The following is a 23,465-nucleotide window of genomic DNA, read 5'->3' as shown; positions in this document are numbered from 1 at the left end:
CATGAACGACAGCCTGACCTTCGCCGTTCCCAAAGGCCGCATTCTCGACGAGGCGCTGCCCGTGATGGCCCGTGCCGGCGTCGTGCCCGAAGAAGGTTTTCACGACAAGGCCAACCGATCGCTGACCTTCGCCACCACGCGCGAGGATATGCGCCTGATCCGGGTCCGCGCCTTCGACGTGGCGACATTCGTCGCCCACGGCGCGGCGCAGATGGGTATCGTCGGATCGGACGTGATCGAGGAATTCGATTATGCCGATCTCTATGCGCCGGTCGATCTCGATATCGGGCATTGCCACCTGGCCGTGGCGGAGCCGAAGGAAGGCGGGGCGAGTATCGACGGGGCCAGCCATCTGCGCGTCGCGACCAAATATCCCAACCTTACCCGTCGCCATTTCGAGCGGCAGGGAATCCAGGCCGAGTGCGTGAAACTGAACGGCGCGATGGAAATTGCGCCCGAACTGGGCCTGGCCGGACGGATCGTCGATCTCGTTTCCACGGGGACGACGCTGCGCGAAAACGGACTGGTCGAGACGAGCCGTATCCTCGACATTTCGGCGCGGCTGATCGTCAACCGCGCTGCACTCAAGACCGATCCCCGCGTCGCTGCGCTGGTCGAGGCATTCCGCGCAGACGCGGCCCGGCGCGAGGCCGCCTGATGCAATTGCTGCGGATTTCGGACGATGGCTTCGAGAAGGCTTTTGCCCGCATGGTGCGCAACCGCCGCGAGAGCGACCGGCAGGTCGGGCGCGACGTGGCCGCGATTATCAACGAAGTACGCGAGCGCGGCGACGACGCCTTGGTCGACTATACCGCGCGCTTCGACAATCATGGGCTTGGTGACGATGGCAACTGGCAGATTTCGGCGGAAGAATGCCGCGCCGCCTATAGCGCGCTCGATGCCGATCTGCGCGATTCGCTGGAGATGGCGGCGAGCCGCATCCGCGCCTATCACGAGGGCCAGCTCCCCGACGATCGCGACTATACCGATGATATCGGCATGCGGCTTGGCGCGCGGTGGAATGCGGTCGATGCGGCGGGACTTTATGTGCCCGGCGGACGCGCGGCCTATCCTTCGTCGCTGCTGATGAACGCGATTCCCGCCAAGGTGGCGGGCGTCGGGCGTCTCGTCGTCACAACGCCGACACCGAAGGGCGAAGTCAATCCGCTGGTGCTCGCCGCGGCGCATATCGCGGGCGTGGACGAAATCTGGCGCGTCGGCGGCGCACAGGCCGTGGCCGCGCTCGCCTATGGCACGCACCGGATCGGCAAGGTCGATGTGATTGCGGGTCCGGGCAATGCCTGGGTCGCCGAGGCCAAGCGACAGCTCTACGGCGTGGTCGGCATCGACATGGTGGCCGGGCCGAGCGAAATTCTCGTCATCGCGGACGCAAACAACGATCCCGAATGGATCGCCGCCGACCTGCTCAGCCAGGCCGAGCACGATCCCACCAGCCAGTCGATCCTGATCACCGACAGCGAGAGTCTCGCCCGGCAGGTCGAGGATGCAATCGACCTGGCGCTGATGAAACTGCCGACCGCAAAGACCGCCAAGGCGAGCTGGGACGCGCACGGGCTGATCGTGATCGTCGACACCCTCGATCAGGCCCCGACCCTGTCGGACCGTCTGGCCGCCGAGCATGTCGAACTGATGGTGGACGAACCGCAAGTGCTGTTCGATCGTCTGCGCCATGCCGGCAGCGTCTTCCTCGGTCGGCACACGCCCGAAGCCGTGGGCGATTATATCGCCGGGCCTAATCACGTCCTTCCCACCGGCCGCCGCGCCCGCTTCGCCAGCGGGTTGTCGGTGCTCGACTTCATGAAGCGCACCAGCTTTATCGATGCCTCCGAAGCGGCGCTCGCGGCGATCGGTCCGGCGGCGGTCAGGCTGGCGGAAGCGGAAGGCCTCCCTGCGCACGCCCTATCGATTTCGACGAGACTGAAATGAACCAGAACTCCAAGTCCCAGGCGCGCAGCGCCGCCCGCCTCGGTGCCGTCCAGGCGCTCTATCAGCAGCAGATGGAGGGCACCAAGCTCGCCAAGCTGCTCGACGAGTTCCACCAGCACCGCCTCGGTCGCGTGATCGAGGACGAGGAATATGCCGATGCCGACGTCGATTTCTTCGACGATCTGGTGAGCGGTGTGGATGCGCGGCGCGAGGAGATCGACGAGAGACTGACCGCGCGCCTCGCCGATGGGTGGACGCTGGCGCGGCTCGACAAAACCATGCTGCAAATCCTGCGCGCGGGCGCCTATGAACTGCTTGCCCGCCCCGATGTCCCCAAGGCCAGCGCGATCAGCGAATATGTCGATGTCGCGAAGGCGTTTTTCGACGATCGCGAGGCGAAATTCGTCAACGGCATCCTCGACGCAGTGGCCAGAGAGGCCGGACGCTGAGGGCGCTCGCCTCCCTTCACCACCGTCACCCCGGACTTGATCCGGGGTCAAGCTGCTTTGCTTCCAACCGCCAATCGGCAAAGGAAGCTGGACCCCGGCTCGGAGGTCGGGGCGACGGGATAGCGTGATGGCGGAACTGGATTTCGTCGATGCGTTGAAGGCGATAGCGAACAACCCCGCCGCGCGCGGGCTCGAAGACGATGCCGCAGTGGTCGAGATTGGCGGCGAAACGCTCGTTCTCACTCATGACACGCTGGTTCAGGGCGTCCACGTTCGCGAGGACGAAGACCCCGCAGATATCGCCTGGAAACTGGTCGCGGTGAATTTGTCGGACCTCGCGGCGAAAGGTGCGGAGCCGGTCGGCGTGCTTGTCTCGCACATGCTCGGCACCGGGGACGACCGGTTCGTCGCCGGCCTTCGCGAGGTTCTGGACGAGTACAGCACCCCTCTCCTCGGCGGGGACACGGTGCGGGCCGACGGGCGGCGAGTATGGGGCTGCACGGCAATCGGCAGGGCCACACATACCCCCGTACCCGACAGGCGCGGCGCCCGCAGCGGTGAGGCGATCTATGTCACGGGCGCGCTGGGTCGGGCAATGCTCGGAATATCCGATCGCGACTCGGGCAGCGTCAACGACCTCGCTTATCGGCGCCCTCGCCCGCTCCTGACCGTGGGGCACAAGCTGGTACCGCATGTCGGCGCGATGATGGATGTCTCGGACGGGCTGCTGCTCGACTGCTGGCGCATGGCGCGCGCAAGCGGGCTCGGCTTCGCACTCGAGAGCGAGGCGATCCCCGTGGCCGACCGCGACCGCTTCGACGAATGCATCCGCTGGGGCGACGATTATCAGCTCCTGTTTACGGCTCCGGTCTCGGCCGAATTGCCCGTGCCCGCCGCGCGGATCGGGATGGTGGAAGGGGCACAGCCGTTCCTTTCGCTCGATGGTCGCATTCTCGATCCCAAAGACGGCCTCGGCTACCGGCATTGATTGCTTGCGCGGCGGGCGATCGACACACGCGGATCGCTGCGCAGTTCGGCCTTGTCACGTAACAGATGCCGCTTATACCCCTTCCGATATGTTCCGGCGTTTCCCGCGCCGGGTCGCATAATCAAAAAACCAAACGGGAGGGGATTTTTCGTGGACTTAGTTCTCATAGCCATCGTGCTGGGACTGCTGGCCGTCGTGTACGGCTTCGTCACCAGCCGCCAGGTGCTCAATGCAGGCGCCGGCAATGAAAAAATGCAGGAAATCGCAGGCGCCATCCAGGAAGGCGCGCAGGCCTATCTGAAACGCCAGTACACCACCATCGGTTTCGTCGGCGTCGTCGTCGCAGTCCTGGTCTACGTGTTTCTCGGCACTTTTCCGGCAATCGGCTTCGTCATCGGCGCTGTCCTGTCGGGCGTCGCGGGCTTTATCGGGATGAACATTTCGGTGCGCTCGAATGTGCGTACCGCGGCTGCCGCACAGAGCGGGCTGCAGCAGGGCCTGACCCTGGCTTTCCGTGCCGGCGCCATCACCGGCATGCTCGTGGCGGGCCTCGCCCTGCTCTCGATGGCCGTGTTCTTCTGGTACCTATCGGGTCCGGCAGGATTTGCCGCTGACAGCGACGAAGTAGTCTACGGCCTCGTCGGTCTTGCCTTCGGCGCTTCGCTGATTTCGATCTTCGCGCGCTTGGGCGGCGGTATCTTCACCAAGGCTGCCGACGTCGGCGCCGATCTCGTCGGCAAGGTGGAAGCGGGCATTCCCGAAGACGATCCGCGTAACCCGGCCGTGATTGCCGACAATGTCGGCGACAATGTCGGCGACTGTGCCGGCATGGCCGCCGACCTGTTCGAAACCTATGTCGTGACTGTCGGTGCAACCATGGTGCTGACCGCGCTGCTCTTCGGCGATGCGCTGGGCGAACTTCTGATGCCGATGATGGCGCTGCCGCTTCTGATCGGCGGTGCATGCATCGTCACCAGTATCATCGGGACCTATTTCGTGAAGCTCGGCAAGGGCAGCACCAATGTGATGGGCGCGATGTACAAGGGCTTCATCGTCACCGCCGTGCTGGCCGTGCCGTTAATCTGGTTGGTTATGGACTATGCGCTCGGCAGCATGACCACGCAGATCCAGGGCACCGAGTTCAGCGGACGCATGCTGTTCTACTGCTCGCTGATCGGTCTTGCGATTACCGGCCTGATCATCTGGATCACCGAGTATTACACCGGCACGAACTATCGTCCGGTGCGCTCGATCGCCAAGGCTTCGGAAACGGGCCACGGCACCAATGTGATCCAGGGCCTTGCCATCAGCCTTGAATCGACCGCGCTGCCCACTCTCGTGATCGTGGCGGGCATCATAGGCACCTTCCAGCTCGCAGGCCTGATGGGCATCGCCTATGCGGCCACTGCCATGCTGGCCCTTGCCGGCATGGTCGTGGCACTCGACGCTTATGGCCCGGTAACTGACAATGCCGGCGGTATCGCCGAAATGGCCGGTCTCGACGACAGTGTTCGTGAAAAGACCGACATGCTCGACGCCGTGGGCAACACCACCAAGGCCGTGACAAAGGGCTATGCCATCGGTTCGGCAGGGCTCGGCGCGCTGGTACTCTTCGCTGCCTACACGACCGATCTGGCAAAGCTGTTTCCGGATGCGAACGTCAATTTCAGCCTCGAGAACCCCTATGTGATCGTTGGCCTGCTCCTCGGCGCGCTGCTCCCGTATCTGTTCGGTGCGATGGGCATGACCGCCGTGGGCCGCGCTGCCGGTGACGTCGTGGTCGATGTGCGCGAGCAGTTCGCTGCCGATCCGGGCATCATGGCCGGAACCAGCAAGCCGAACTACGCAAAGACCGTCGACCTCGTGACCAAGGCTGCCATCAAGGAGATGATCATCCCCTCGATGCTGCCGCTGCTGGCACCGATCGTGGTTTACTTCGCGATCGACCTGCTGGCCGGTCAGGAACAGGCCTTCGCGGCGGTCGGCGCATTGCTGCTGGGCGTGATCATCGGCGGTATCTTCGTCGCCCTGTCCATGACCGCCGGGGGCGGCGCATGGGACAATGCGAAGAAGTACATCGAAGACGGCAATCACGGCGGCAAGGGCAGTGAAGCCCACAAGGCTGCCGTGACCGGCGACACCGTCGGCGATCCCTATAAGGACACTGCGGGTCCGGCCGTGAACCCGATGATCAAGATCACCAACATCGTTGCGCTGCTGCTTCTGGCAGCGCTTGCGGCGGGCTGATCTGTCCGATCTTCCTTATCGAAACGGGGCGGAGGGACCGACGGGTACCTCCGCCCTTTCGTTTTTGCCGCGTTAACCGAGTCTAAGCCCCTTACCCCTATACGGCCCGGGTGACGGAAGGGACCTTGTGACGCGCATCGCAGACCTCATCGACGCCCGATGGCATGGCTTGTCCGTGGACCGCAGGGCCTGTCCGGCTTTGCCGGATGGATTTTCCGTGCGGCCTTGGCGGGAGGTCATCGACACGATACCCGAGGCTGCATGGCACGAACTGGCGTGCACAGCGCCGACCCCCAACCCTTTCTGCGAGCGCTGGTTTTTGAAACCATCGCTCGAACAGTTCGATCCGCAGGGGCCCGTATGCCTGGCCACTCTGGCCGTCGGTGGCAAGCTGGCCGGTATCATGCCAATCCGGTACGGCACCAACTATCACGGCCGGTTCGTCCCCCATCTTGCCAATTGGCTGCACGCCAACAGTTTTTGCGGCGAACCACTGGTGGCCGAAGGGTATTCGCACGTTTTCTGGGAGTATTTGCTCGACTGGTGCGACCGGAACCATCGCGCGAGCCTGTTCCTTCATCTTGCCAATCTGCCGACCGATGGCACCGCTTTTAGAACGCTTCGTGAACTGGCCGCCCGTTCGGGTCGTTGCTTCAGACCGGTGAAGACAGTCCACCGCGCTGCACTGTGCAAGGGGTTGTCGCCGCAAGAGCATATGAATGCTGCCATGGAAAAGAAGCGGCGCAAGGAACTGAGCCGTAAGCGTCGGCGGCTGGAGGAAGCGGGCGAGCTCGTCTTTTCCCGACAAACGGACACCGATGCGCTCGAGGACTGGATCGAATCGTTCCTCGCGCTCGAACGCGCCGGCTGGAAGGGCGCGCGGGGATCATCGCTTTCGAGCGCGCCCGAAACCGCAGCCCTGTTTCGCGAGGGTCTGGACGGAGCGGCCCGTTACGGCCGCCTGGAACGATTGGCGTTTCATCTCGATGGCAAGCCCATAGCCATGCTGTGTACCTTCGTGACGCCGCCGATCAGTTTCGGTTTCAAGACGGCCTTCGACGAAAATCATGCGAAACTGTCTCCCGGCCTGCTCCTGCAGGTCGAAAATCTCGCTATGCTCGAACGCGGCGATATCGACGTTTCGGATAGCTGCGCCGCGCCCGGTCATCCCATGATCGAACAAATCTGGTCCGACCGTCGCGAAATCGCGATGGTGACCGTGGGAATTGGGGGAAAACTGCGTCGTTCGATCGGAGCCGTCTTGTCGGCCATCGAACTGCGCCGAGAGGAGAAACGACAATGACTGCGCACGACCCGGTGCTCTCACGCAAGGCAAGTGCGGCTTTTCCGGAAGAATCGCGCGAGGCCTTCAGCCGCGCCTATCCCGAAACCCCCCATGTCCTGCACCACAATTTGCAAGACGATGAGCGGTTAACCCTCGACGCCCTGGCCGAACTCGGCGCCGCACTGCCGCAGAGCTCGATCGAATACAATCGCGGCGACCTGCCGATCGGTATCGATGGCAAGCCCGGTGGAAACGGCATGACGATCGGCGATACGATCCGCCACATCGCCACCAGCGAAAGCTGGGCGGTGCTGAAGAATATCGAACAGGCCCCCGCATACAGGGCGCTTTTGATGGATCTGCTCGAAGAGCTGCGTCCCGCGATCGAGACCAAGACCGGCGAGATGCTAACACCGCAGGGCTTCATCTTCATCTCGAGCCCGCATGCCGTCACTCCCTATCATTTCGATCCCGAACACAACATCCTGCTCCAGCTCAGGGGCAGCAAGGTGATGACGCAGTTTCCGGCGGGCGATACACGCTACGCCCCCGACGAGGTTCATGAGAGCTATCATCTCGGTGGGCCACGCGAATTGCCCTGGACCGAGGATATGATGGCTGCGGGCACTCCCTATTCGATTGGCCCCGGCGAAGCGGTGTTCGTGCCGGTGATGGCGCCGCATTTCGTGCGCAACGGGCCGGAAAGCTCAATCTCGCTGTCGATCACCTGGCGCAGCGAATGGAGCTATGCCGAAGCAGGGGCACGGTGCTTCAATGGGCTCGTGCGCAAACTGGGCATCGAACCCAAGGCGCCGGGGCGTTGGCCGACGAGCAACCAAACTAAATCGCTGGCGTTTCGGGTCTGGCGCAGGGCATTCGGAAGGTAGGAGTCCTATGCCGGAAGAGGTCCGTGACGCATAACGAGCAGCGTGTTGGCGAAGCGGCGATCTTCGATGCCCTCGCGAAATCGGGTCCGGCCGATCGCGCTTTTCTGCGCCATCGGTGGTTCGCGGTGGGCAACCCTGCGCCGGCAACCAGCTTCGTCGCGACCGATGACGCCGGCGCGCCCTGTGCCGCCTTCGCCCTTGTGGAACGCCGCAAGGGGCCGTTCGTGCTTTGCGAAGTAGGCGGCTGTTACTGGCCGTTTCGCGGAGTCCCCGTCGCCCCCCGCATAGCCGCGTCGGACCTGTCCCGCGCCCTGGCCCGGCACAAGAACGATCTGGGCCGTGTCTGGCGCCTGGGTCCCGTCGAGACAGGCGATGCGTCGCTGGAAAACCTGATACGGGCCTCGCGGATGGCCGGCTGGCAGGTTCTTTCCCGTCCACTCGGAAAAGTCTTCGAACTCGATCTCGCGGCGCTCGCCGCCGACGATGGCTGGCCCTCGACCAAGACACGGCGCAAGAACCGTTGGCGCAAGCGGCGGCTGAAGGAAGACGGAGGCCCCCTGCGGACGGTGTTTTTTAGCGGTGCGGACTGGACCGCCGACCACCGCGACGCGATGGCGAGGATCGAGGCGGCGAGTTGGCTGGGCAAGCTCGGCGATGGCGGCGATACCAAGTTCCGCGATCCGGCGATGCGCCGGTATTGGGAAGACCTGTGCAACGATCGCGTGCTTGCCGAAATGCTCTTTGGCAGCGTGATGTGGATCGGAGATGTTCCGGCAGCCTTCACCTTCGGAATTCAGGCCGGCGGCGTGCGCTATTATATCGCCAACAATTACGACGAACGCTTTACCCAATTCGGCCCCGGCAGGGTCCTGCTTTACGAGGACTTCGCTCGCGCCGCCGCGCACGGGACTGAGCGGATAAGCTGGGGCCTCGGCGATGCCGGGTATAAAAGCGAAATGGGCGCCAAGGCGGGTCCCGATATGGTCGATCTCCTGTTCGTACGCGGGGCGCTTCTCGCCGCAGCCCTGCGTCCGTGGTGGGAGCGTCCTGTGTGACACGTTCGACCCGTTCCATTCTCCTCGCCGCCGGTCTGCTGATCGGTTTCCAAATCGGCATGATGGCGTATGAGCAGCTTGCTTTCGGCTGGCCTTTCGCGCGCGAGGAAGCTCCGCTGCACAGCGGCTGGCATTGGATGCGGCGCAGCATATCCGCTGCGCTGTGTGCCGCGCTGGTGCTCGCCCTCGCCCGTCCCGGCTTGCGCGCCGAACCGCTTTCCCACGGTGCGCGCAGGCTCACCCGCCTGGTCGTCGCTTTGACGGTTGCCGCCACGATTCTGCTTGCCGCCAGCCCGCGCATCTATGCCCTTGTAGGCGCGGAAGACGGGGCGATCGAATGGTTCAGCGCGTTGTTGCTTTTCGGCGCTTCCGGCTTCATGGTCGCGCGCTTCCTCGACCTCTGGCGCGCCGATCGCGCCCTGCCATACCGACGCCTTCACCTGCTCGGCGCGGCCGGTTTCGCGCTTCTGTTTCTGCTCATGGGCGGCGAGGAAGTGAGCTGGTTCCAGCGCCAGATCGGCTTCGACACGCCGGAAAGCGTCGCGGCGCGCAACTGGCAGGGCGAGTTCAACCTGCACAATTTCCAGACCGATCTCACGGAGCTGGTCCTTTACTCCGGTACCGGGCTGTTCCTCATGCTCCTTCCGCTTATCCGCGAAAGCGACGCCGCGCGATGGCCATTCGTCCAACCTTTTGCCGCCCTCCTCCCCGACCGCACGGTGGCGGCAATCTCGGCGCCGATGCTGGTGTTCACCTACAGCCACTGGACCCTGCTTCCCGTCCAGGCGGCCTTCTGGATCGGCCTGTTCGCCTGCATTGCTTTCGCCGGTAGCGCCGTGGCCACGCGCGAGCGGGCGCTGTGGATCGGTCTCGCCGTCTGGATCGCGATCGGCCAGCTTATCCACCTGCTCCTCGGCCCCACGATGCTGATGATGTTCGACAGCTCTGAATATCGCGAGCTGTTCCTGTCGCTCGGCCTTGCCGCCTACGCCTTCCGGCAATGGCAGAGCGGTGGACGCTTGACGCAAACGTAAAGCGCCCGCAAAGCTCGCCAGGTGAGTACGAAAAAGAAACCTGAAGAGCTTGTCGCCGGCCTTATCCGCCTGCTGACCGTGACCCGAACCGGCGAGGACGCCTTCACCGCCCCGCAGCAGCCCGGCGGCGTGGGCCGCGTATTTGGCGGCCAGGTCATCGCGCAGGCGCTGCAGGCCGCGCAGGCCACCGCGCCCGAGGGTCTCGAGGCGCATTCGCTCCACGCCTATTTCCTGCGCGGCGGCAAGGAGGGCGTCGACATCGACTACACCACTGCGCGCGATTTCGACGGGCGCAGCTTCGCCAACCGGCGGGTGGTGGCGAGCCAGCCGGAAGAGGACGGCACGCAGCGCCCGATCCTCAACCTCACCGCCAGCTTCCAGCGCCCCGAGGAAGGGCTGAGCCACGACGATGTGACCATGCCCGACGTCGCCCCGCCAGAAGAGCTGGCGAGCGACATGGAAATGCGCCGCGCCATGGTCGAGCGCGCCGGCGACCGGATGACCGAGCAGCAGCGCGCCCTCGTGCTGCGCCCGCGCCCGATCGAGATGCGCACGGTCGACAGGCTGCATTGGATGAACAGCGAGCCGCGCGAACCCAAGGCGCATAGCTGGTTCCGCACCGCCGCGCCGCTGCCCGCGATCGAGGACGACCCGGCGCTGCACCGCGCGGTGATTGCCTATGCCAGCGACTATACGCTGCTCGGCACAAGCGCGCTGCCGCATGGCCTGAGCTGGATGCGCGGCGAGCTGGTCGGTGCCAGCCTCGACCATGCCATCTGGTTCCACCGCCCGGCCCGCGCCGACGAATGGCTGCTCTACGCCACCGACGCCCCGTGGAGCGGCGGCGGGCGCGGCTTCAACCGTGGCCGCATCTTCAACCGCAATGGCGAACTGGTAGCCAGCGTGGCGCAGGAAGGCATGATGCGCAAACGCATCGCCAAATAGCGCCGTCGCCGGACGGCCCACCGCCTGCTTGTAGGTGACACAAGGTGACAGCGGTGTCCGGCAAATCCAACAGGGTATTCTGCTGTGTTTACAAAGATTTAGGCCGAAAACCCCATGCCAGGGTGACACATTCGCCGAAAAATCCCCCGCGGCTCACCGCGCTATCCCGGCACCGGCATCCGGGCGATAGCCCGCACATCGCCAACCCGGCGCAAGGCTAGCGCCGAGCGGGGATGTAGGAAAGTCACCGCTCGCCCTGTCCCTCCAGCGCCCGCTCGATATCGCCCAGCGGGACCAGCTTGAAGTTCTGCGCCGTGCCGCCATTGATCCCGTCCTGCGCGACGAATAGCCCGCCCGGAAATGCCGGGCCGAAATCGCCCCGCATGGCCTCGATGCCATCGGTTTCCTCCACGCTGCCGTACCGCCCCTGGGCAATTCGGAACCGGCCTGCGGGTGTTACGCCGGGCAAGGCATAGCGCATGAAGGTGTTGTCCCCCTGGCTCGACGCATAAAGCCAGCCGCCATCGGCGCCCTCGGGCACCAGGGCGAGCCCTTCGAGATCGGCAACCAGCTTGCGCCCATCGACCGGAGCCACAAGATCGCCCTCGGTCGAGCCGGGTACGAAGCGCCAGATGCCGCCCAGTTCCTCGCCGATGTAGAGCGTGCCGTTCCGGTGATCGACCACACAGCCTTCTGGCTGCGAAGGCACCTGCATGGTGCGGACTTCCCTGGCCGTGGGGGTATCGCCCAGGGCAATTTCCCATTCGCCGATACGGCCGTTCTTGGGCGCGGTGTAGATCACCAGCGTATCCCCGCGGCGGGTGCCGCAAATGCCATAACCCTCGCCCGGACCGGAGGCCACGCGGCCAAGCTCGGTCAGACCGCCGGTCGAGATGTCGATCCGGTAGAGAACGATTTTGGCATTGGCCCGATCGCTGCGATCGCTGGCAAAGGCGATCACGCCCGCGTCCCCCATATCGACCAGGTCGACATTGTTCAGCGCGGGATGCGGGCTGAAGCTCTTCTCCTGGCCATCCAGCCCATAGACATACAGCCCGGCCTTCTTGTCGGTCGCGACGATCAGGCTGTCGGCAGGCGAAGCCGCGTTGCGCCAGATCGCCGGATCGTCGGCGGCATCCTCGTTTTCGGTCATCACCGGCACGGTCTCCGCCACCGCGAAGACCGGCACCGTGGGATCGCCGGATTTTGGAACCGTCGCACAGGCGGCCGCGACCCCAAGGCTGGCGAGCGCGAAAATCTTGAGTTCGTTGCGCATCAGAATGTCACCCTCACGCCGCCCTTCATGGTCCAGCTATATTCTTCGTATTGATAGAGATTACGCCGACTTCCCAAACGGTTATAAGCGAAGTACTTCGCGTTGTTGATGTTCACCCACTCGTAGAACAATTGGAACCTGTCGTTGACGCGATACTTGGCCGACAGATCCAGTTGGAAATGATCGTCGACATAGCGATCGAGTTCGGGCGTATCCGCCAGCTCGTCGAGATATTTATCGCGATAGGTGCCGGACAGGCGGATATCGATCGGTCCCTTGTCGTAACCGATCGAGACATTGGCCGTATGCCTGGCCGTGGCGGGCAGCGAAATGTCGCGCGGACCGTCGCTGGCCAATGTCGTCACTGTCCCCTCTGCATCGGTGAAGGTGTAATTGGCTTGCAGCACGAACCCGTCGAGTGCGCCGGTGAAAGCCTGGGCAAAGCCCAGTTCGATACCGAAGATGTCGGCCCCGTCGCCATTGCGGGCGATGGTCGCCTCGTCGAAGGGGATGCCACGGAACACACCGGCGACATCGGAATTCACTTCGACGATGAAGTTATCCAGGCTTTTGTAGAAGGCCGAAGCATGGATCGCGCCGTTCGAGCTCATATAATATTCGATCGCCGCGTCGAAGTTCCACGCTTCGGTCGGCAGCAGATCGGGATTTCCGAACTCGCCTTCCCGCTCGCCGTCATCCGATTCCTCGACGGCGAAATGCGGCGCCTGCTGGAACGGTGTCGGGCGGACGATCGAACGATACATCCCCGCACGCAGGACCAGATCGTTTTGGGCCTCGTAGCGAAGGTTTACGCTCGGCAGCCAGTGATCGTAGCTCTTGTCGATACTGACCGGGGAGACGAGCACGGTGTCGTCGGTTGCGGTGCTGCCATCGGGCAAGGTGCCATCTTCCTCGACCAGCAGCACATTGTTGCCGGCAAGGGTGTTGTCGGTATGCTCGTAGCGCAGGCCGTAGACGAGCCGCAGGTCCGCGCTTTCCCAGCGACCGAGGAAATAGCCGGCCATGATGTCCTCATCGACGGCGAAATCCTCCACCGCGCTGTCATAGGCGCTGTCGGTCTCCTGCAGTTCGAAATCCGAAAAATTGTCGAAGAAGAAGCGTGTCGCTTCGGTGTAGCCGGGAAGCGGCGAGATGTCGGTCAGCCGATAGGTCTGCCCGATGCCGAGCGCATCGGAGAGAGTATAATTATCGTTCTCGTAGAACTCGACATTCCCATCGAAGCGCTTGTCACGCCAACGCCCCTTGAAACCGATCTGGGCCGTAAACTCGCCATTGTCGGCGGCAAAACGGCGGCCAATGTCGAATTTGGCGGCCCATTCCTCGTCCTGCGCATCCGACAGCGTGACGTATTCGACGTCCTTGAGCGCATAGGAGCCGGGGGCGAAGAACGATCCGTTGATCGCGTCGGAAACCACCGAATAGAGCGGAACGCGTGGATCGGAGTAGTCGAAACCGAGGGCGAGACCGCTTGGAATTTCATTCCCGAGGGCGTCTTCGGCTTCCTCGGGTCCGAAGTCGCGCTCGAACTGGGTCGGGTCGACGCTGCCGTTCTCCAGCTCGCTCGATTTAGCCCAGCTCAGCGAGTAATTGGCGAACCAAGTGCCCCAGTCGCTCTCGCCGCCCGCGACGATCGAGCGGATCTTCTGGCTTTCGAAGCGATCCTTGACGTCGCGTTCGACAGTGAACTCCTCATCCGCGTCGTCGAAAATAGCCTGGTTGCCGTTTACGCTGCTGGGGCCGTTATCCTCGAAATCGCCGAGATCGAAGGTCAGGCGGCGGCGAAATTCGTGATCGTCGAACTGGCTGTAGACGCCGCGAACATACAATTCGGTACTGTCCCCGGCGCGCAGATCGAAGCCCAGCGTCGCGCTGAAACGTTCGCGTTCGACATCGTAATCGCGATACTGGACTTCCAGCGGAAAAATCGTGCCGCCGGCCTCGGCCCAATCGTCGGCTTCGACATTGTCGGTTTCGAAAGCCCGCCGGTAATAGCTGACGCCGCCCGACACACCGGCATTCGCGCCCAACCGTGTGGCGAAGTCGAGGCTGGCCTTGGGGCTGATCTCGTCGGCGTAGCGGTTATAGCTGCCTTCGATTTTGGCCGAGAGAAGGCGTTTCTTGCGGTCGAAGGCACTGGTCGTCTCGATCTCGATCGAGGCGCCGATTGTATCGGCGTCCATGTCGGGCGTGAGCGACTTCTTCACCTCGATCGATTCGATAATGTCGGAAGAGACCACGTCGAGAGCGACGGCGCGAATATCGCTTTCGGGCGCTGGAAGCCGTACCCCGTTGAGCGACGACGAGACAAGATCGGGCGACAGGCCGCGAACCGAAACGAAGCGCCCCTCGCCCTGATCGTTCAGCACGTTGATGCCGGGCAGGCGGCGCAGGCTTTCGGCCACATTCTGATCGGGAAACTGGCCGATCGCGTCACGCGTCAGCACATCGGAAACACCGTCCGCTTCTTTCTTGCGGGAAAGCGCGCTGGACAGGTTGGCGGCCTGACCGATGACCAGGATTTCATTGTCGCCAAAGCCCGCCAAGGCGATATCCGCGCGGGCAATACCGGTGGCGGGTACGTCGATCGACCGCGTTACCGTGCGAGCGCCGACATAGCTTATTTCCAGCGTGTAGCTCCCCGCCGGAACGTCGGAAAACAGGAACGAGCCATCCCGCTCGGTGGTCGCCACACGGTCCAGTTCCACGATGCGGACCTGCGCGCTGCGCAGCGCGATCGTTTCGCTCGCATCGGACACGGTGCCGACAACTTCACCCGCCTGCGCGATGGCGGGAAACGACAGTGCCGCGAGGGCGGCACCAGCGAACAGTGATTTCCTGAATTTCATTATTGCCCTCCGAAATCGTTGAGGGGCCACTAGGGTGGCAGTTTGACCGGATGATTTCTGCTGGGCGGCGGTTTTGCGACGGAAGCGCGAATTCGGAAACCGAACCGTCATATGGAACGCTCGAGAATCGGGTTTCGCACTTGCACAAAAAACAGCAAGCCAAACGGCGTCTTTTACGCTAAAGGCCCCGCACCCCCGTGCGCCCGAGCCGTGCCCCCTGCACCGCCGCGCCGGACAAGACACGAGATTCCATGGCTTTCGAAACTCTTCCGCCGGTGATCGGCGATGCACTGGCCGCACGCGGCTATGACGCACCCACCCCCGTCCAGGCCGCCGTCATCGATCCCGAAGCGCAAGGCCGCGACCTGATCGTTTCGGCGCAAACCGGCAGCGGCAAGACCGTCGCTTTCGGCATCGCGCTGGCCGATCAACTGCTCGGCGAACTGGGCGGCTCGCCGCTGAGCGAGAAACCGCTCGCGCTGGTCATCGCCCCCACGCGCGAACTGGCGCTGCAGGTCAGCCGCGAGCTTGCCTGGCTCTATGCCGGGGCGGGCGTTCGCATCGCCACCTGCGTCGGCGGGATGGATGCGAGCAAGGAACGGCGCAATCTGCGCGGCGGCCCCGCGATCGTCGTCGGCACGCCCGGGCGGCTGCGCGACCATCTCGAACGCGGGGCGCTGGACCTGTCGGGCCTGATCGGCGTGGTGCTCGACGAGGCGGACGAGATGCTCGACATGGGCTTTCGCGAGGACCTGGAAGAAATCCTCGATGCAACGCCCGAGGGGCGCCGCACGCTGCTGTTCTCCGCCACCATGCCGCGCCCGATCGAACGGCTGGCCGAACGCTACCAGAACGATGCCCTGCGCCTCAGCCTGGTGGGCGAGACGCGCGGGCACGGCGATATCGAATACCAGGGCATCGCCGTCGGCCCGTCCGAAATCGAGAACGCGGTGGTCAACCTGCTGCGCTTCCACGAGGCGGAGACGGCGATCTGCTTCTGCGCCACGCGCGAGAGCGTGCGGCGTCTCCACTCCACGCTGCAGAATCGCGGTTTCGGCGTGGTGGCGCTGTCGGGCGAGCATTCGCAGAGCGAGCGCAACCAGGCATTGCAGGCGCTGCGCGATCGGCGGGCGCGGGTGTGCGTGGCCACCGATGTGGCCGCGCGCGGGATCGACCTGCCGACGCTGAGCCTGGTGATCCATGTCGAAATTCCGCGCGATGCGGAAACGCTCCAGCACCGTTCGGGCCGCACGGGCCGCGCGGGCAAAAAGGGCACGGCGGCCATCGTCGTACCCTATAACCGCCGTCGCCGGGTCGAAGGCATGCTGCGCGGCGCGCGGATCGAGGCCGAGTGGCTCGATGCGCCCACCCCCCAGGCGATCGCCAAGCGCGACCGGGCGCGGCTGCTCGAGACGATCACCGCAGAGCGCGAATACGAGGATGGCGACCGCAAGCTCGCCGCCGACATCATGGCGCGCATGGCGCCCGAGGACATCGCTGCCGCGCTGGTCCACGCCCACCGGTCCGAGCTGCCGCAGCCCGAGGAGCTGCTGGCCAACACGCCCGAAGCGCGCGAGAAGGCCAAGGCCGAACGCCACCGCCCCGGTTTCGAGGACACGGTGTGGTTCAAGATGGACATCGGCCGCCGCCACAATGCCGAACCGCGCTGGCTGCTGCCGCTGATCTGCCGCCGTGGCCACATCACCCGCAACGAGATCGGCGCGATCCGCATCGGCCAGCACGAGAGCTGGTTCCAGGTGCCGCGCGCCGTGGCCGCCAAGGTCGCCGATGCCATTGGCCGCACCGCCTCGCCAGATGACGAGCAGGATGCAATCGCCATTGTCGAGGCACCCGACGGCCCGCGTGTGGAAGCCCGGGCGAACCGCAAGCATGGCGGCGGCGGCAAGGTCCATGCCCGTCCGCATGGCAAGCCGCCTGGGGGGAAGCCCTCTGGGGGCAGGCCGCCCTTCAAGAAGGACAAGCCCGGCGGGGGCAAACCCTTCGCCGGAAAGCCCAAGTTCGACGGCAAGCGCAAGGACGGCGGCAAGCGGAAAGACACGGGCAAACCCGGCGGCCCGCGCAAGGGCTGACCGGGACCGCCCCCATTCCGCTCAGTTGGTCATCAGCAGCGGGATGCGCACATCCGACAGCATCTTGCGCGTCACGCCGCCGAAAATCCGCTCGGTCAGGCGTGTGCGGCCATAGGCGCCCATCACGATCAGCCCGGCCTTGCGGTGTTCGGCATGGGCGACCAGCGCCTCGCTCACGCCCTTGTCGCCCGCTTCGACCTCGATCATCTCGCAGGAGATGCCGTGGCGCGAGAGATAATCCGCCCCGTTGACCGGAGGCAGATCGGGCTCTTTCGTGCCCTTGCCCGGCTCCTTGACCGTGGCGAGATAGACCGCCTGCGCCTTGTGCAGCAGCGGCACCGCCGCCTTGAGCGCATGCGATGCCTCGGCCGATCCGTCCCAGGCGACCAGCGCCGCCGCGTTCGGGTCGAACCGCTTGCAGCTATCGGGCAGGACGAGCACGGGGCAATCGGCGGTCACCGCCAGCTCGCCCGCGGTGAAGGACGGTGTGCCATCGACCGTATTGGGATCGCGCGCGCTCACCACGGCGAGGTCGTTGAGCGAGGATTCGCGCAGCATCGCCAGCGCCACCGGCCCCGCCGCCTCGACCCAGTTCCACGACACGCCCTCGTTCGACAGATCGTCGAGCGTCTTGTCGCGCAGCTTCGCCGCCTCCTCGCGCCAATAGGGCACCATGGCGGCGAAGGCCGCGCCGTGGAAATCGATCGCCCCGGCGGCCTCGTAGGGGATGGCGTGCAGCAGCGTGACATGCGCATCGAATGCACGCGCCAGATCGAGCACGGCATCGAGCCGCCCGGAAAAGCTCGCGTCCCCGGTGGCGTTGAACAGGATGGTCTTCATGGCTCGGTCTCCCACTGGCGGGAGGGCCGACGGGCCACGTCCCGGCTTGTGATTATACCATACAGCACAAACGCGCCCGCTCATTGACCTACATCAATTTACAAGGGCGGCTGGGAAGACGCGGTGGACCGCGAACGGCGCTCGGCCAAACCATGACCTTCGGATGGCGTCATAGGGGGTGGGAGAAGGAGTGCCTGCTTGCGAACCAAATCACCTAAGCGCAACCCATCCTCAAACTCGCCAAGGACACGCATTTGGCGTGACGACCGTATGGTCTTTGATAGAGACGTTCAATGGATGACCGCCGCCCCAACCTCGCCGAACGATTTGCCTTGGCCGCTCATTCCAACGCCGTGCTGCCAATTCTACTGGTTCTTGAGATACTCGAGACGACCATAGTCCCGTTTCCCTATGAAGCGATCTTTGTCGCCCTTTGTCTTGCCGCTCCGCAAAGAACCTGGCTCTTCGTCGCGGTGACCGTGGCGGGGAGCGCGATCGCAGGATCGATCCTGTATTCGCTGGGAGCCGGTTTTGCCGAACCCCTGGCTCGTTACCTCAACGTCCAAGAAGCAGTCGAAGCCTATAAGTCGACGTTCAGCGAACGGGGCGGCGCTCTCATTTTTCTCGGAGGTCTTACGCCTGTCCCGTCGTATTTCGTGAATTTGGTAGCGGGAGCGACAGGCTATCCATTCGCGACCTTCCTGGCGTTGTTTTCTTCCAGCCGTTTCATTCGCTTTGCCCTACTCGGCCTCTTGATCCACCTTTTCGGCGAGGCAATCCTTGCACAGTGGTCAAGACTGCCGATCGTTGTCCAGCGCACAATTCTGATCCTCTTTCTGGCGGCAGTAACTTGGTGGTCGATCGCAAAACTGTGATGATCTTGTTTGGCACCGACAAGGCAGTCCACCAATCACCGGGGGGACAGGCCCCAGGTCCGCAAGAGGGCCGTGAGCTAACGCTCCACCTCTCACCCACCCGCGTGGTAGAAATCGTAGATCTGCTGCGCCACGCCTGCGCTGATGCCGGGGGCGCGCTTCAAATCGTCCAGCGCGGCCGCACGGACCTTGCCCGCCGTGCCGAAATGCAGCAGCAGCGCGCGTTTGCGCGCGGGGCCGATGCCGGGGATTTCGTCGAGCGGTGAGGCGGTGATGGCGCGGCTGCGTTTGGCGCGGTGGGCGCCGATGGCGTAGCGGTGGACCTCGTCGCGCAGGGTCTGGAGATAGAACAGCAGCGGCGAATTGACCGGCAGCGTCTTCTCGCGCCCGTCGGGAAAATGGAACACCTCGCGCCCCTCGCGGCCGTGGTGCGGGCCCTTGGCGATGGCGATCAGGGGGACGTGCTCGATCCCCATCTCCGCCAGCGTGTCGCGCACCGATGACATCTGCCCCTTGCCGCCGTCGATCAGGACGAGGTCGGGCCAGACGGTTTCGTGGCTGTTCTTCGTCCCCGCAGGGGAGGGGCTAGAGGTTGGGGGTCCATCATCTGCCGACGAGGGCACACCCCTCCCCAACCCCTCCCCTTCAGGGGAGGGCCTAACTCCGCCAGATTGCGGAAGCGGCGGCTCATCACCTCGCGCATCATGCCGAAATCGTCATTGGTCTGGGCGCTTTTGATATTGAACTTGCGATACTGGCCCTTCTCGAAGCCTTCGGGCTGGCGACGACCATCGCGCCCAGCGCCTTGTCGCCCTGGATATGGCTGTTGTCATAGACCTCGATGCGCTGCGGCACGTCCTCCAGCTCGAGGAATTCCGCCAGCTCGCGGTGGATCTTCGCCTTGGTGCCACTTTCGGCCAGCCGCCTCTCGAGCGCCTCCACCGCATTGCGGCTCGCCTGTTCCATCAGCTTGCGCCGCGTGCCGCGCTGCGGGATCGAGATCGCCACGCCATGCCCCGCCTTCTCGCACAGCGCCTCGGAAACGAGGTCCTGTTCGGGCAGGACGCGATCGACGAGGATGGTGCGCGGCGGCGGGACTTCCTCGTAGAATTGCAGCAACACGTCGGACAGCACCTCTTCCTTTTCGAGGTCCCCGGTGTTGCGCGGATAGAAGGTGCGGTGGCCCCAGTTCTGCCCGCCGCGGATGAAGAAGGCCTGCACCCCCACCTGCCCGCCCTTGGCCGCGAGCGCGAAGACATCGGCATCGCCCACCCCGGCCGCGTTGATCGCCTGGCTGCCCTGGATGAAGGTTGCCGCGCGCAGCCGGTCGCGCAGGATGGCGGCGGTCTCGAAATCGAGGTCTTCTGCCGCCTTGGCCATCTGCCGCTCAAGGTCCTGCTGCACCGCCGACGATTTGCCGCCGAGGAAGTCCTTCGCCTCGCGCACCAGGCTTTCATAGCCCCCTTCGTCGATCCGCCCGACGCAAGGGGCGCTGCAGCGCTTGATCTGGTAGAGCAGGCAGGGTCGGTCGCGATTGTTGAAAAAGCTGTCGGTGCAGGACCTCAGCAGGAACAGTTTCTGCAGCGCGTTGAGCGTCTTGTTGACCGATCCGGCGCTGGCGAAGGGGCCGTAATAATTGCCCTTGGCCTTGCGCGCACCGCGATGCTTCTGGATGCGCGGGAAGGCGTGATCGGAGCGCAGAAGGATGAAGGGGAAGCTCTTGTCGTCGCGCAGCAGCACGTTGAATGGCGGGCGGTAGCGCTTGATGAGCTGCGCTTCGAGCAGCAGCGCCTCGGCTTCCGAATTGGTGGTGACGATTTCCATCGCGCGGCACTGGCTGACCATGCGCTGGAGGCGGTTGGTCAGCCCCTTTACCTGCGTGTAATTGGCCACCCGCGCCTTGAGGCTGCGGGCCTTGCCGACATAGAGCACATCGCCGCGCGCATCGAGCATGCGATAGACGCCGGGGCGCGGTTTCAGGGTCTTCACCGTCTCGCGGATCGCGGCGATTCCGGCTTCCAGATCGGGCTGCGCGCCGGCCACGGTCTGGCGCGCGCGGTCCTCGTTGAACCGCTCCTTGCCTCTCGGATCGTGGGGTGAACCTGCCTTGCTGCGCGACATGGGGGTGGAGATAGTGCGCCCGAACCGCTTAGGCAAAGGCCGCTTGTGCAAAGCGGCGTTTGCGGCCATCCCCCGCCCGATGGACGGGACCAAACTCGCACCGCCGCGCACAGTCGGCTTCTGGGGGACATCGCTGTTTCCGCTGAACGGGATGATCGGGGCGGGCATATTCGCCCTGCCCGCAGTGCTCGTCGCAGCGGTCGGCAATTTCGCGCCGTGGATGATGCTGGTGGGCGGGATCCTCTTCCTGCCGCTGGCGCTGTGCTATGCCTGGATGGCCAGCCGCTTCGAACATAGCGGCGGCTCGGTTCTGTATGGCGAGGCGGCCTTCGGGCGCTTCGTCGGCTTCCAGGCGGGCTGGGCGCGCTATGCCAGCGCCATCGTGACCGCGGCGGCCAATATGCATGTGATGATCGCCTATCTCGCGGCGGTCTTCCCGTGGCTGGGCGAGCCGGGCGTCACCCCGATCGCGGCGGGCATCGGCCTCGCGCTGATCACCATCGTCAATCTCTACGGCATGCGCGCCTCGGTCGGCACGCTGGGCGTGATGACCGCGATCAAGCTAGTGCCGCTGGGCCTGCTGGTCGTTTCCGCCCTGTTTGCGGGCAGCGGGATGGGCGACGTGGCCCTGCCGCAATTCAGCGAGGTCGAAACCGTCATCCTGCTCACCTTCTACGCCTTCATCGGCTTCGAAGGCGTGGTCGAGGCTGCAGGCGAGTTCAAGAACCCCAAGCGCGACGTGCCGCTTTCCATCGTCACCATGGTGAGCGGGGTGACGCTGCTCTACATGGCGATAATCTGGGCCTTCATCGCCATCGGGCCTGAGTTCGCAGGCGAGAACAACGCACTCGCCGGGGTTGCGGGCGCATCGATGGGCCAAATCGGCTCGCTCGCCATCGTCATCGCGGCGAGTTTCAGCATCGGTGCCAACAATTTCGCCAGCGGCGTCGCGCAGCCGCGGCTGATGTACGGCATGGCCGAACGCGGCATGCTCCCGCGCTGGTTCGAATATGTCCATCCGCGCTTCCTGACGCCCTTCAACGCGATCCTGTTCTACGGCGTTGTGGCGGTGCTGTTCGGCCTGTGGGAAGGTTTCGAGGTGCTGGCCGTGGCGGGGACGCTGGTGCGGCTGGTGACCTATATCGTGACCAGCCTCGCGCTGCCCGTGCTCGAGCATCGCGAGGGGCGGATCGTGCCCTTCCACCTGTTCTGCGTGATCTTCGCGGTGGGCAGTTCGCTGTTCATCTCCGTACAGGCGCAAGCGCAGGCATGGCTGGTGCTCGGCGGCTTCATTGCTGCGGGCACGCTGCTCTACTTCATCGCCGCACGGCAACAGCCCGAATATCCGATCGACGAGGCATAAGTGCCCACCAGCTACGATGCGATAATCCTGGGTGCGGGTGCCGCCGGGCTGATGTGCGCCGCGCGTGCCGGACAGCGGGGCAAACGCGTGCTGGTACTCGAACGCGCCGAGAAACCGGGCAAGAAGATCCTGATTTCGGGCGGCGGACGGTGCAATTTCACCAATATCGGCGCAGGTCCGACAAACTATCTCAGCGCCAATCCGCATTTCGCCAAATCGGCGCTGGCGCGCTATACCGCGCGCGACTTTCTCGATCTGGTCGAAAGCTACGGCATTGCCTGGCACGAGAAGACGCTGGGTCAGCTCTTCTGCGATAGCTCGGCCAAACAGATCGTCGAGATGCTGCTGGAGGAATGCGCGAAAGGCGATGTGACCGTGCGCTGCAGCGAGGAAGTGACCTCGGTCGCGCATGGCGATGGCTTCGCCGTGACCACGCAGACCGGCACCTACACCGCACCCGCGCTGGTCATCGCCACCGGCGGCCCCTCGATTCCCAAGATGGGGGCGACCGGCTTCGCCTACGACCTCGCCCGCCAATTCGGCCTCAAGGTGGTCGAGCCGCGCCCCGCCCTGGTCCCGCTGACGCTGGGCGGCGAGGAAGTGCTGTTCCGCGACATTTCGGGCGTCTCGGCCCCGGTCGTCGCCACGGCGAACAAGACCGGGTTTGCCGAGGCCGCGCTGTTCACCCATCGCGGGCTGTCCGGCCCCGCGATCCTGCAGGCAAGTTCCTATTGGCGCCCGGGAGAGCCGCTGTTCGTCGACTTCATTCCCGAGCGAACCGCCGAATGGCTGATGGATGCCAAACGCGGAAACCCCCGATCGGGCGTGCGCACGCAGCTTCGCGAGGCGCTCCCGGCACGTCTGGCAGACATTCTCGCGGACAAGCTCGGTCTCGACGGCGATCTCGGCAATCTACCCGACAAGGCGCTGCGCAGCGCGGGAGAGCGCCTCAAGCGGTGGACCTTCCACCCCAACGGCACCGAAGGCTTCGCCAAGGCCGAGGTGACTGTGGGTGGAATCTCGACCGCCGAACTCTCCTCCAAGACCATGCAAGCAAAGCGCTTTCCCGGGCTCTATGCCATCGGCGAGGCGGTCGACGTGACCGGCTGGCTGGGCGGCTACAACTTCCAATGGGCCTGGGCCAGCGGCGTGGCTGCGGGCGACGCGCTCTAAGCCCCTGATCCCGCTACGGCAGG

The 23,465-nt window shown here is 64.4% G+C and carries 17 protein-coding genes and 1 pseudogene; 14 read left to right on the top strand and 4 right to left on the bottom strand.

Features of this window, described 5'->3' with window-relative positions; translation table 11 throughout:
- The first annotated feature begins 1 nt into the window (after position 1).
- From hisG to DVR09_RS06955, 10 genes are all read left to right on the top strand, one after another.
- Positions 2 to 658 (top strand): ATP phosphoribosyltransferase, encoded by a 657-nt coding sequence (hisG, locus tag DVR09_RS07000; protein WP_115416302.1) that lies wholly within the window; start codon positions 2 to 4, stop codon positions 656 to 658.
- Positions 658 to 1,947: a histidinol dehydrogenase gene (gene hisD, locus DVR09_RS06995; RefSeq protein WP_174223732.1), complete on the top strand. Its 1,290-nt coding sequence runs from the start codon at positions 658 to 660 to the stop codon at positions 1,945 to 1,947. Before hisG ends, hisD begins: the two co-directional genes overlap by 1 nt.
- Positions 1,944 to 2,396, top strand: coding sequence for a transcription antitermination factor NusB (gene nusB, locus DVR09_RS06990; protein ID WP_115416301.1), 453 nt, complete (start codon positions 1,944 to 1,946; stop codon positions 2,394 to 2,396). Before hisD ends, nusB begins: the two co-directional genes overlap by 4 nt.
- A 127-nt stretch (positions 2,397 to 2,523) precedes the next feature.
- Complete coding sequence (gene thiL / locus DVR09_RS06985) at positions 2,524 to 3,384, top strand: thiamine-phosphate kinase (RefSeq protein WP_115416300.1); 861 nt, start codon at positions 2,524 to 2,526, stop codon at positions 3,382 to 3,384.
- A 150-nt stretch (positions 3,385 to 3,534) separates the two neighbouring features.
- Complete coding sequence (locus DVR09_RS06980) at positions 3,535 to 5,631, top strand: sodium-translocating pyrophosphatase (protein WP_115416299.1); 2,097 nt, start codon at positions 3,535 to 3,537, stop codon at positions 5,629 to 5,631.
- A 127-nt stretch (positions 5,632 to 5,758) separates the two neighbouring features.
- Positions 5,759 to 6,934, top strand: a complete 1,176-nt coding sequence (locus DVR09_RS06975) for a GNAT family N-acetyltransferase (protein WP_234041578.1) — start codon at positions 5,759 to 5,761, stop codon at positions 6,932 to 6,934.
- Positions 6,931 to 7,803 (top strand): cupin-like domain-containing protein, encoded by an 873-nt coding sequence (locus DVR09_RS06970; RefSeq protein WP_115416298.1) that lies wholly within the window; start codon positions 6,931 to 6,933, stop codon positions 7,801 to 7,803. Before DVR09_RS06975 ends, DVR09_RS06970 begins: the two co-directional genes overlap by 4 nt.
- A gap of 23 nt (positions 7,804 to 7,826) precedes the next feature.
- Complete coding sequence (locus DVR09_RS06965) at positions 7,827 to 8,858, top strand: GNAT family N-acetyltransferase (RefSeq protein WP_115416297.1); 1,032 nt, start codon at positions 7,827 to 7,829, stop codon at positions 8,856 to 8,858.
- Positions 8,855 to 9,892 carry a hypothetical protein gene (locus DVR09_RS06960; RefSeq protein ID WP_115416296.1) on the top strand — a complete coding sequence of 346 codons (1,038 nt, stop codon included), beginning with the start codon at positions 8,855 to 8,857 and terminating at the stop codon, positions 9,890 to 9,892. The genes DVR09_RS06965 and DVR09_RS06960 overlap by 4 nt, the downstream gene beginning before the upstream one ends.
- A gap of 21 nt (positions 9,893 to 9,913) precedes the next feature.
- On the top strand, positions 9,914 to 10,837 hold the full coding sequence (locus DVR09_RS06955; protein ID WP_115416295.1) for an acyl-CoA thioesterase: 924 nt from the start codon (positions 9,914 to 9,916) through the stop codon (positions 10,835 to 10,837).
- 244 nt (positions 10,838 to 11,081) lie between these two features.
- Here the strand turns inward: DVR09_RS06955 and DVR09_RS06950 are convergent, their stop codons facing one another.
- Complete coding sequence (locus DVR09_RS06950; protein WP_115416294.1) at positions 11,082 to 12,113, bottom strand: phytase; 1,032 nt, start codon at positions 12,111 to 12,113, stop codon at positions 11,082 to 11,084.
- On the bottom strand, positions 12,113 to 14,980 hold the full coding sequence (locus DVR09_RS06945) for a TonB-dependent receptor (RefSeq protein ID WP_115416293.1): 2,868 nt from the start codon (positions 14,978 to 14,980) through the stop codon (positions 12,113 to 12,115). Before DVR09_RS06945 ends, DVR09_RS06950 begins: the two co-directional genes overlap by 1 nt.
- A 251-nt stretch (positions 14,981 to 15,231) precedes the next feature.
- Here DVR09_RS06945 and DVR09_RS06940 point away from each other — a divergent pair, with 251 nt between their 5' ends.
- On the top strand, positions 15,232 to 17,070 hold the full coding sequence (locus DVR09_RS06940; RefSeq protein ID WP_115416292.1) for a DEAD/DEAH box helicase: 1,839 nt from the start codon (positions 15,232 to 15,234) through the stop codon (positions 17,068 to 17,070).
- Positions 17,071 to 17,091: 21 nt separating this feature from the next.
- Here the strand turns inward: DVR09_RS06940 and DVR09_RS06935 are convergent, their stop codons facing one another.
- Positions 17,092 to 17,910 carry a universal stress protein gene (locus DVR09_RS06935; protein WP_162814873.1) on the bottom strand — a complete coding sequence of 273 codons (819 nt, stop codon included), beginning with the start codon at positions 17,908 to 17,910 and terminating at the stop codon, positions 17,092 to 17,094.
- A 293-nt stretch (positions 17,911 to 18,203) separates the two neighbouring features.
- Between DVR09_RS06935 and DVR09_RS06930 the strand changes: the two genes are divergently transcribed.
- A complete protein-coding gene (locus DVR09_RS06930) occupies positions 18,204 to 18,785 on the top strand; it encodes a YqaA family protein (protein ID WP_115416290.1) in 582 nt (193 codons plus the stop codon).
- 92 nt (positions 18,786 to 18,877) lie between these two features.
- Here the strand turns inward: DVR09_RS06930 and uvrC are convergent.
- Positions 18,878 to 20,906 (bottom strand): annotated as a pseudogene (gene uvrC / locus DVR09_RS06925) (excinuclease ABC subunit UvrC).
- 79 nt (positions 20,907 to 20,985) lie between these two features.
- On the opposite strand from uvrC, the gene DVR09_RS06920 reads away from it, so the two are divergent.
- Together DVR09_RS06920 and DVR09_RS06915 are read left to right on the top strand one after the other, a co-directional pair.
- On the top strand, positions 20,986 to 22,269 hold the full coding sequence (locus tag DVR09_RS06920; RefSeq protein WP_115416289.1) for an APC family permease: 1,284 nt from the start codon (positions 20,986 to 20,988) through the stop codon (positions 22,267 to 22,269).
- A gap of 51 nt (positions 22,270 to 22,320) precedes the next feature.
- Positions 22,321 to 23,442, top strand: coding sequence for a BaiN/RdsA family NAD(P)/FAD-dependent oxidoreductase (locus DVR09_RS06915; RefSeq protein ID WP_234041605.1), 1,122 nt, complete (start codon positions 22,321 to 22,323; stop codon positions 23,440 to 23,442).
- Positions 23,443 to 23,465: the final 23 nt, after the last annotated feature.

It is taken from the genome of Erythrobacter aureus (assembly GCF_003355455.1).
Lineage (GTDB): Bacteria > Pseudomonadota > Alphaproteobacteria > Sphingomonadales > Sphingomonadaceae > Qipengyuania > Qipengyuania aurea.
This window is presented reverse-complemented; position numbering and strand designations above follow the sequence as displayed.

Coding starts and splice junctions, on each gene's coding strand:
- hisG (WP_115416302.1), top strand. CDS start 2: ATGAACGACAGCCTGACCTTCGCCGTTCCCAAAGGCCGCATTCTCGAC.
- DVR09_RS06950 (WP_115416294.1), bottom strand. CDS start 12,113: ATGCGCAACGAACTCAAGATTTTCGCGCTCGCCAGCCTTGGGGTCGCG.
- nusB (WP_115416301.1), top strand. CDS start 1,944: ATGAACCAGAACTCCAAGTCCCAGGCGCGCAGCGCCGCCCGCCTCGGT.
- DVR09_RS06940 (WP_115416292.1), top strand. CDS start 15,232: ATGGCTTTCGAAACTCTTCCGCCGGTGATCGGCGATGCACTGGCCGCA.
- DVR09_RS06935 (WP_162814873.1), bottom strand. CDS start 17,910: ATGAAGACCATCCTGTTCAACGCCACCGGGGACGCGAGCTTTTCCGGG.
- hisD (WP_174223732.1), top strand. CDS start 658: ATGCAATTGCTGCGGATTTCGGACGATGGCTTCGAGAAGGCTTTTGCC.
- DVR09_RS06915 (WP_234041605.1), top strand. CDS start 22,321: ATGTGCGCCGCGCGTGCCGGACAGCGGGGCAAACGCGTGCTGGTACTC.
- DVR09_RS06945 (WP_115416293.1), bottom strand. CDS start 14,980: ATGAAATTCAGGAAATCACTGTTCGCTGGTGCCGCCCTCGCGGCACTG.
- DVR09_RS06930 (WP_115416290.1), top strand. CDS start 18,204: ATGGATGACCGCCGCCCCAACCTCGCCGAACGATTTGCCTTGGCCGCT.
- DVR09_RS06970 (WP_115416298.1), top strand. CDS start 6,931: ATGACTGCGCACGACCCGGTGCTCTCACGCAAGGCAAGTGCGGCTTTT.
- thiL (WP_115416300.1), top strand. CDS start 2,524: ATGGCGGAACTGGATTTCGTCGATGCGTTGAAGGCGATAGCGAACAAC.
- DVR09_RS06920 (WP_115416289.1), top strand. CDS start 20,986: ATGGACGGGACCAAACTCGCACCGCCGCGCACAGTCGGCTTCTGGGGG.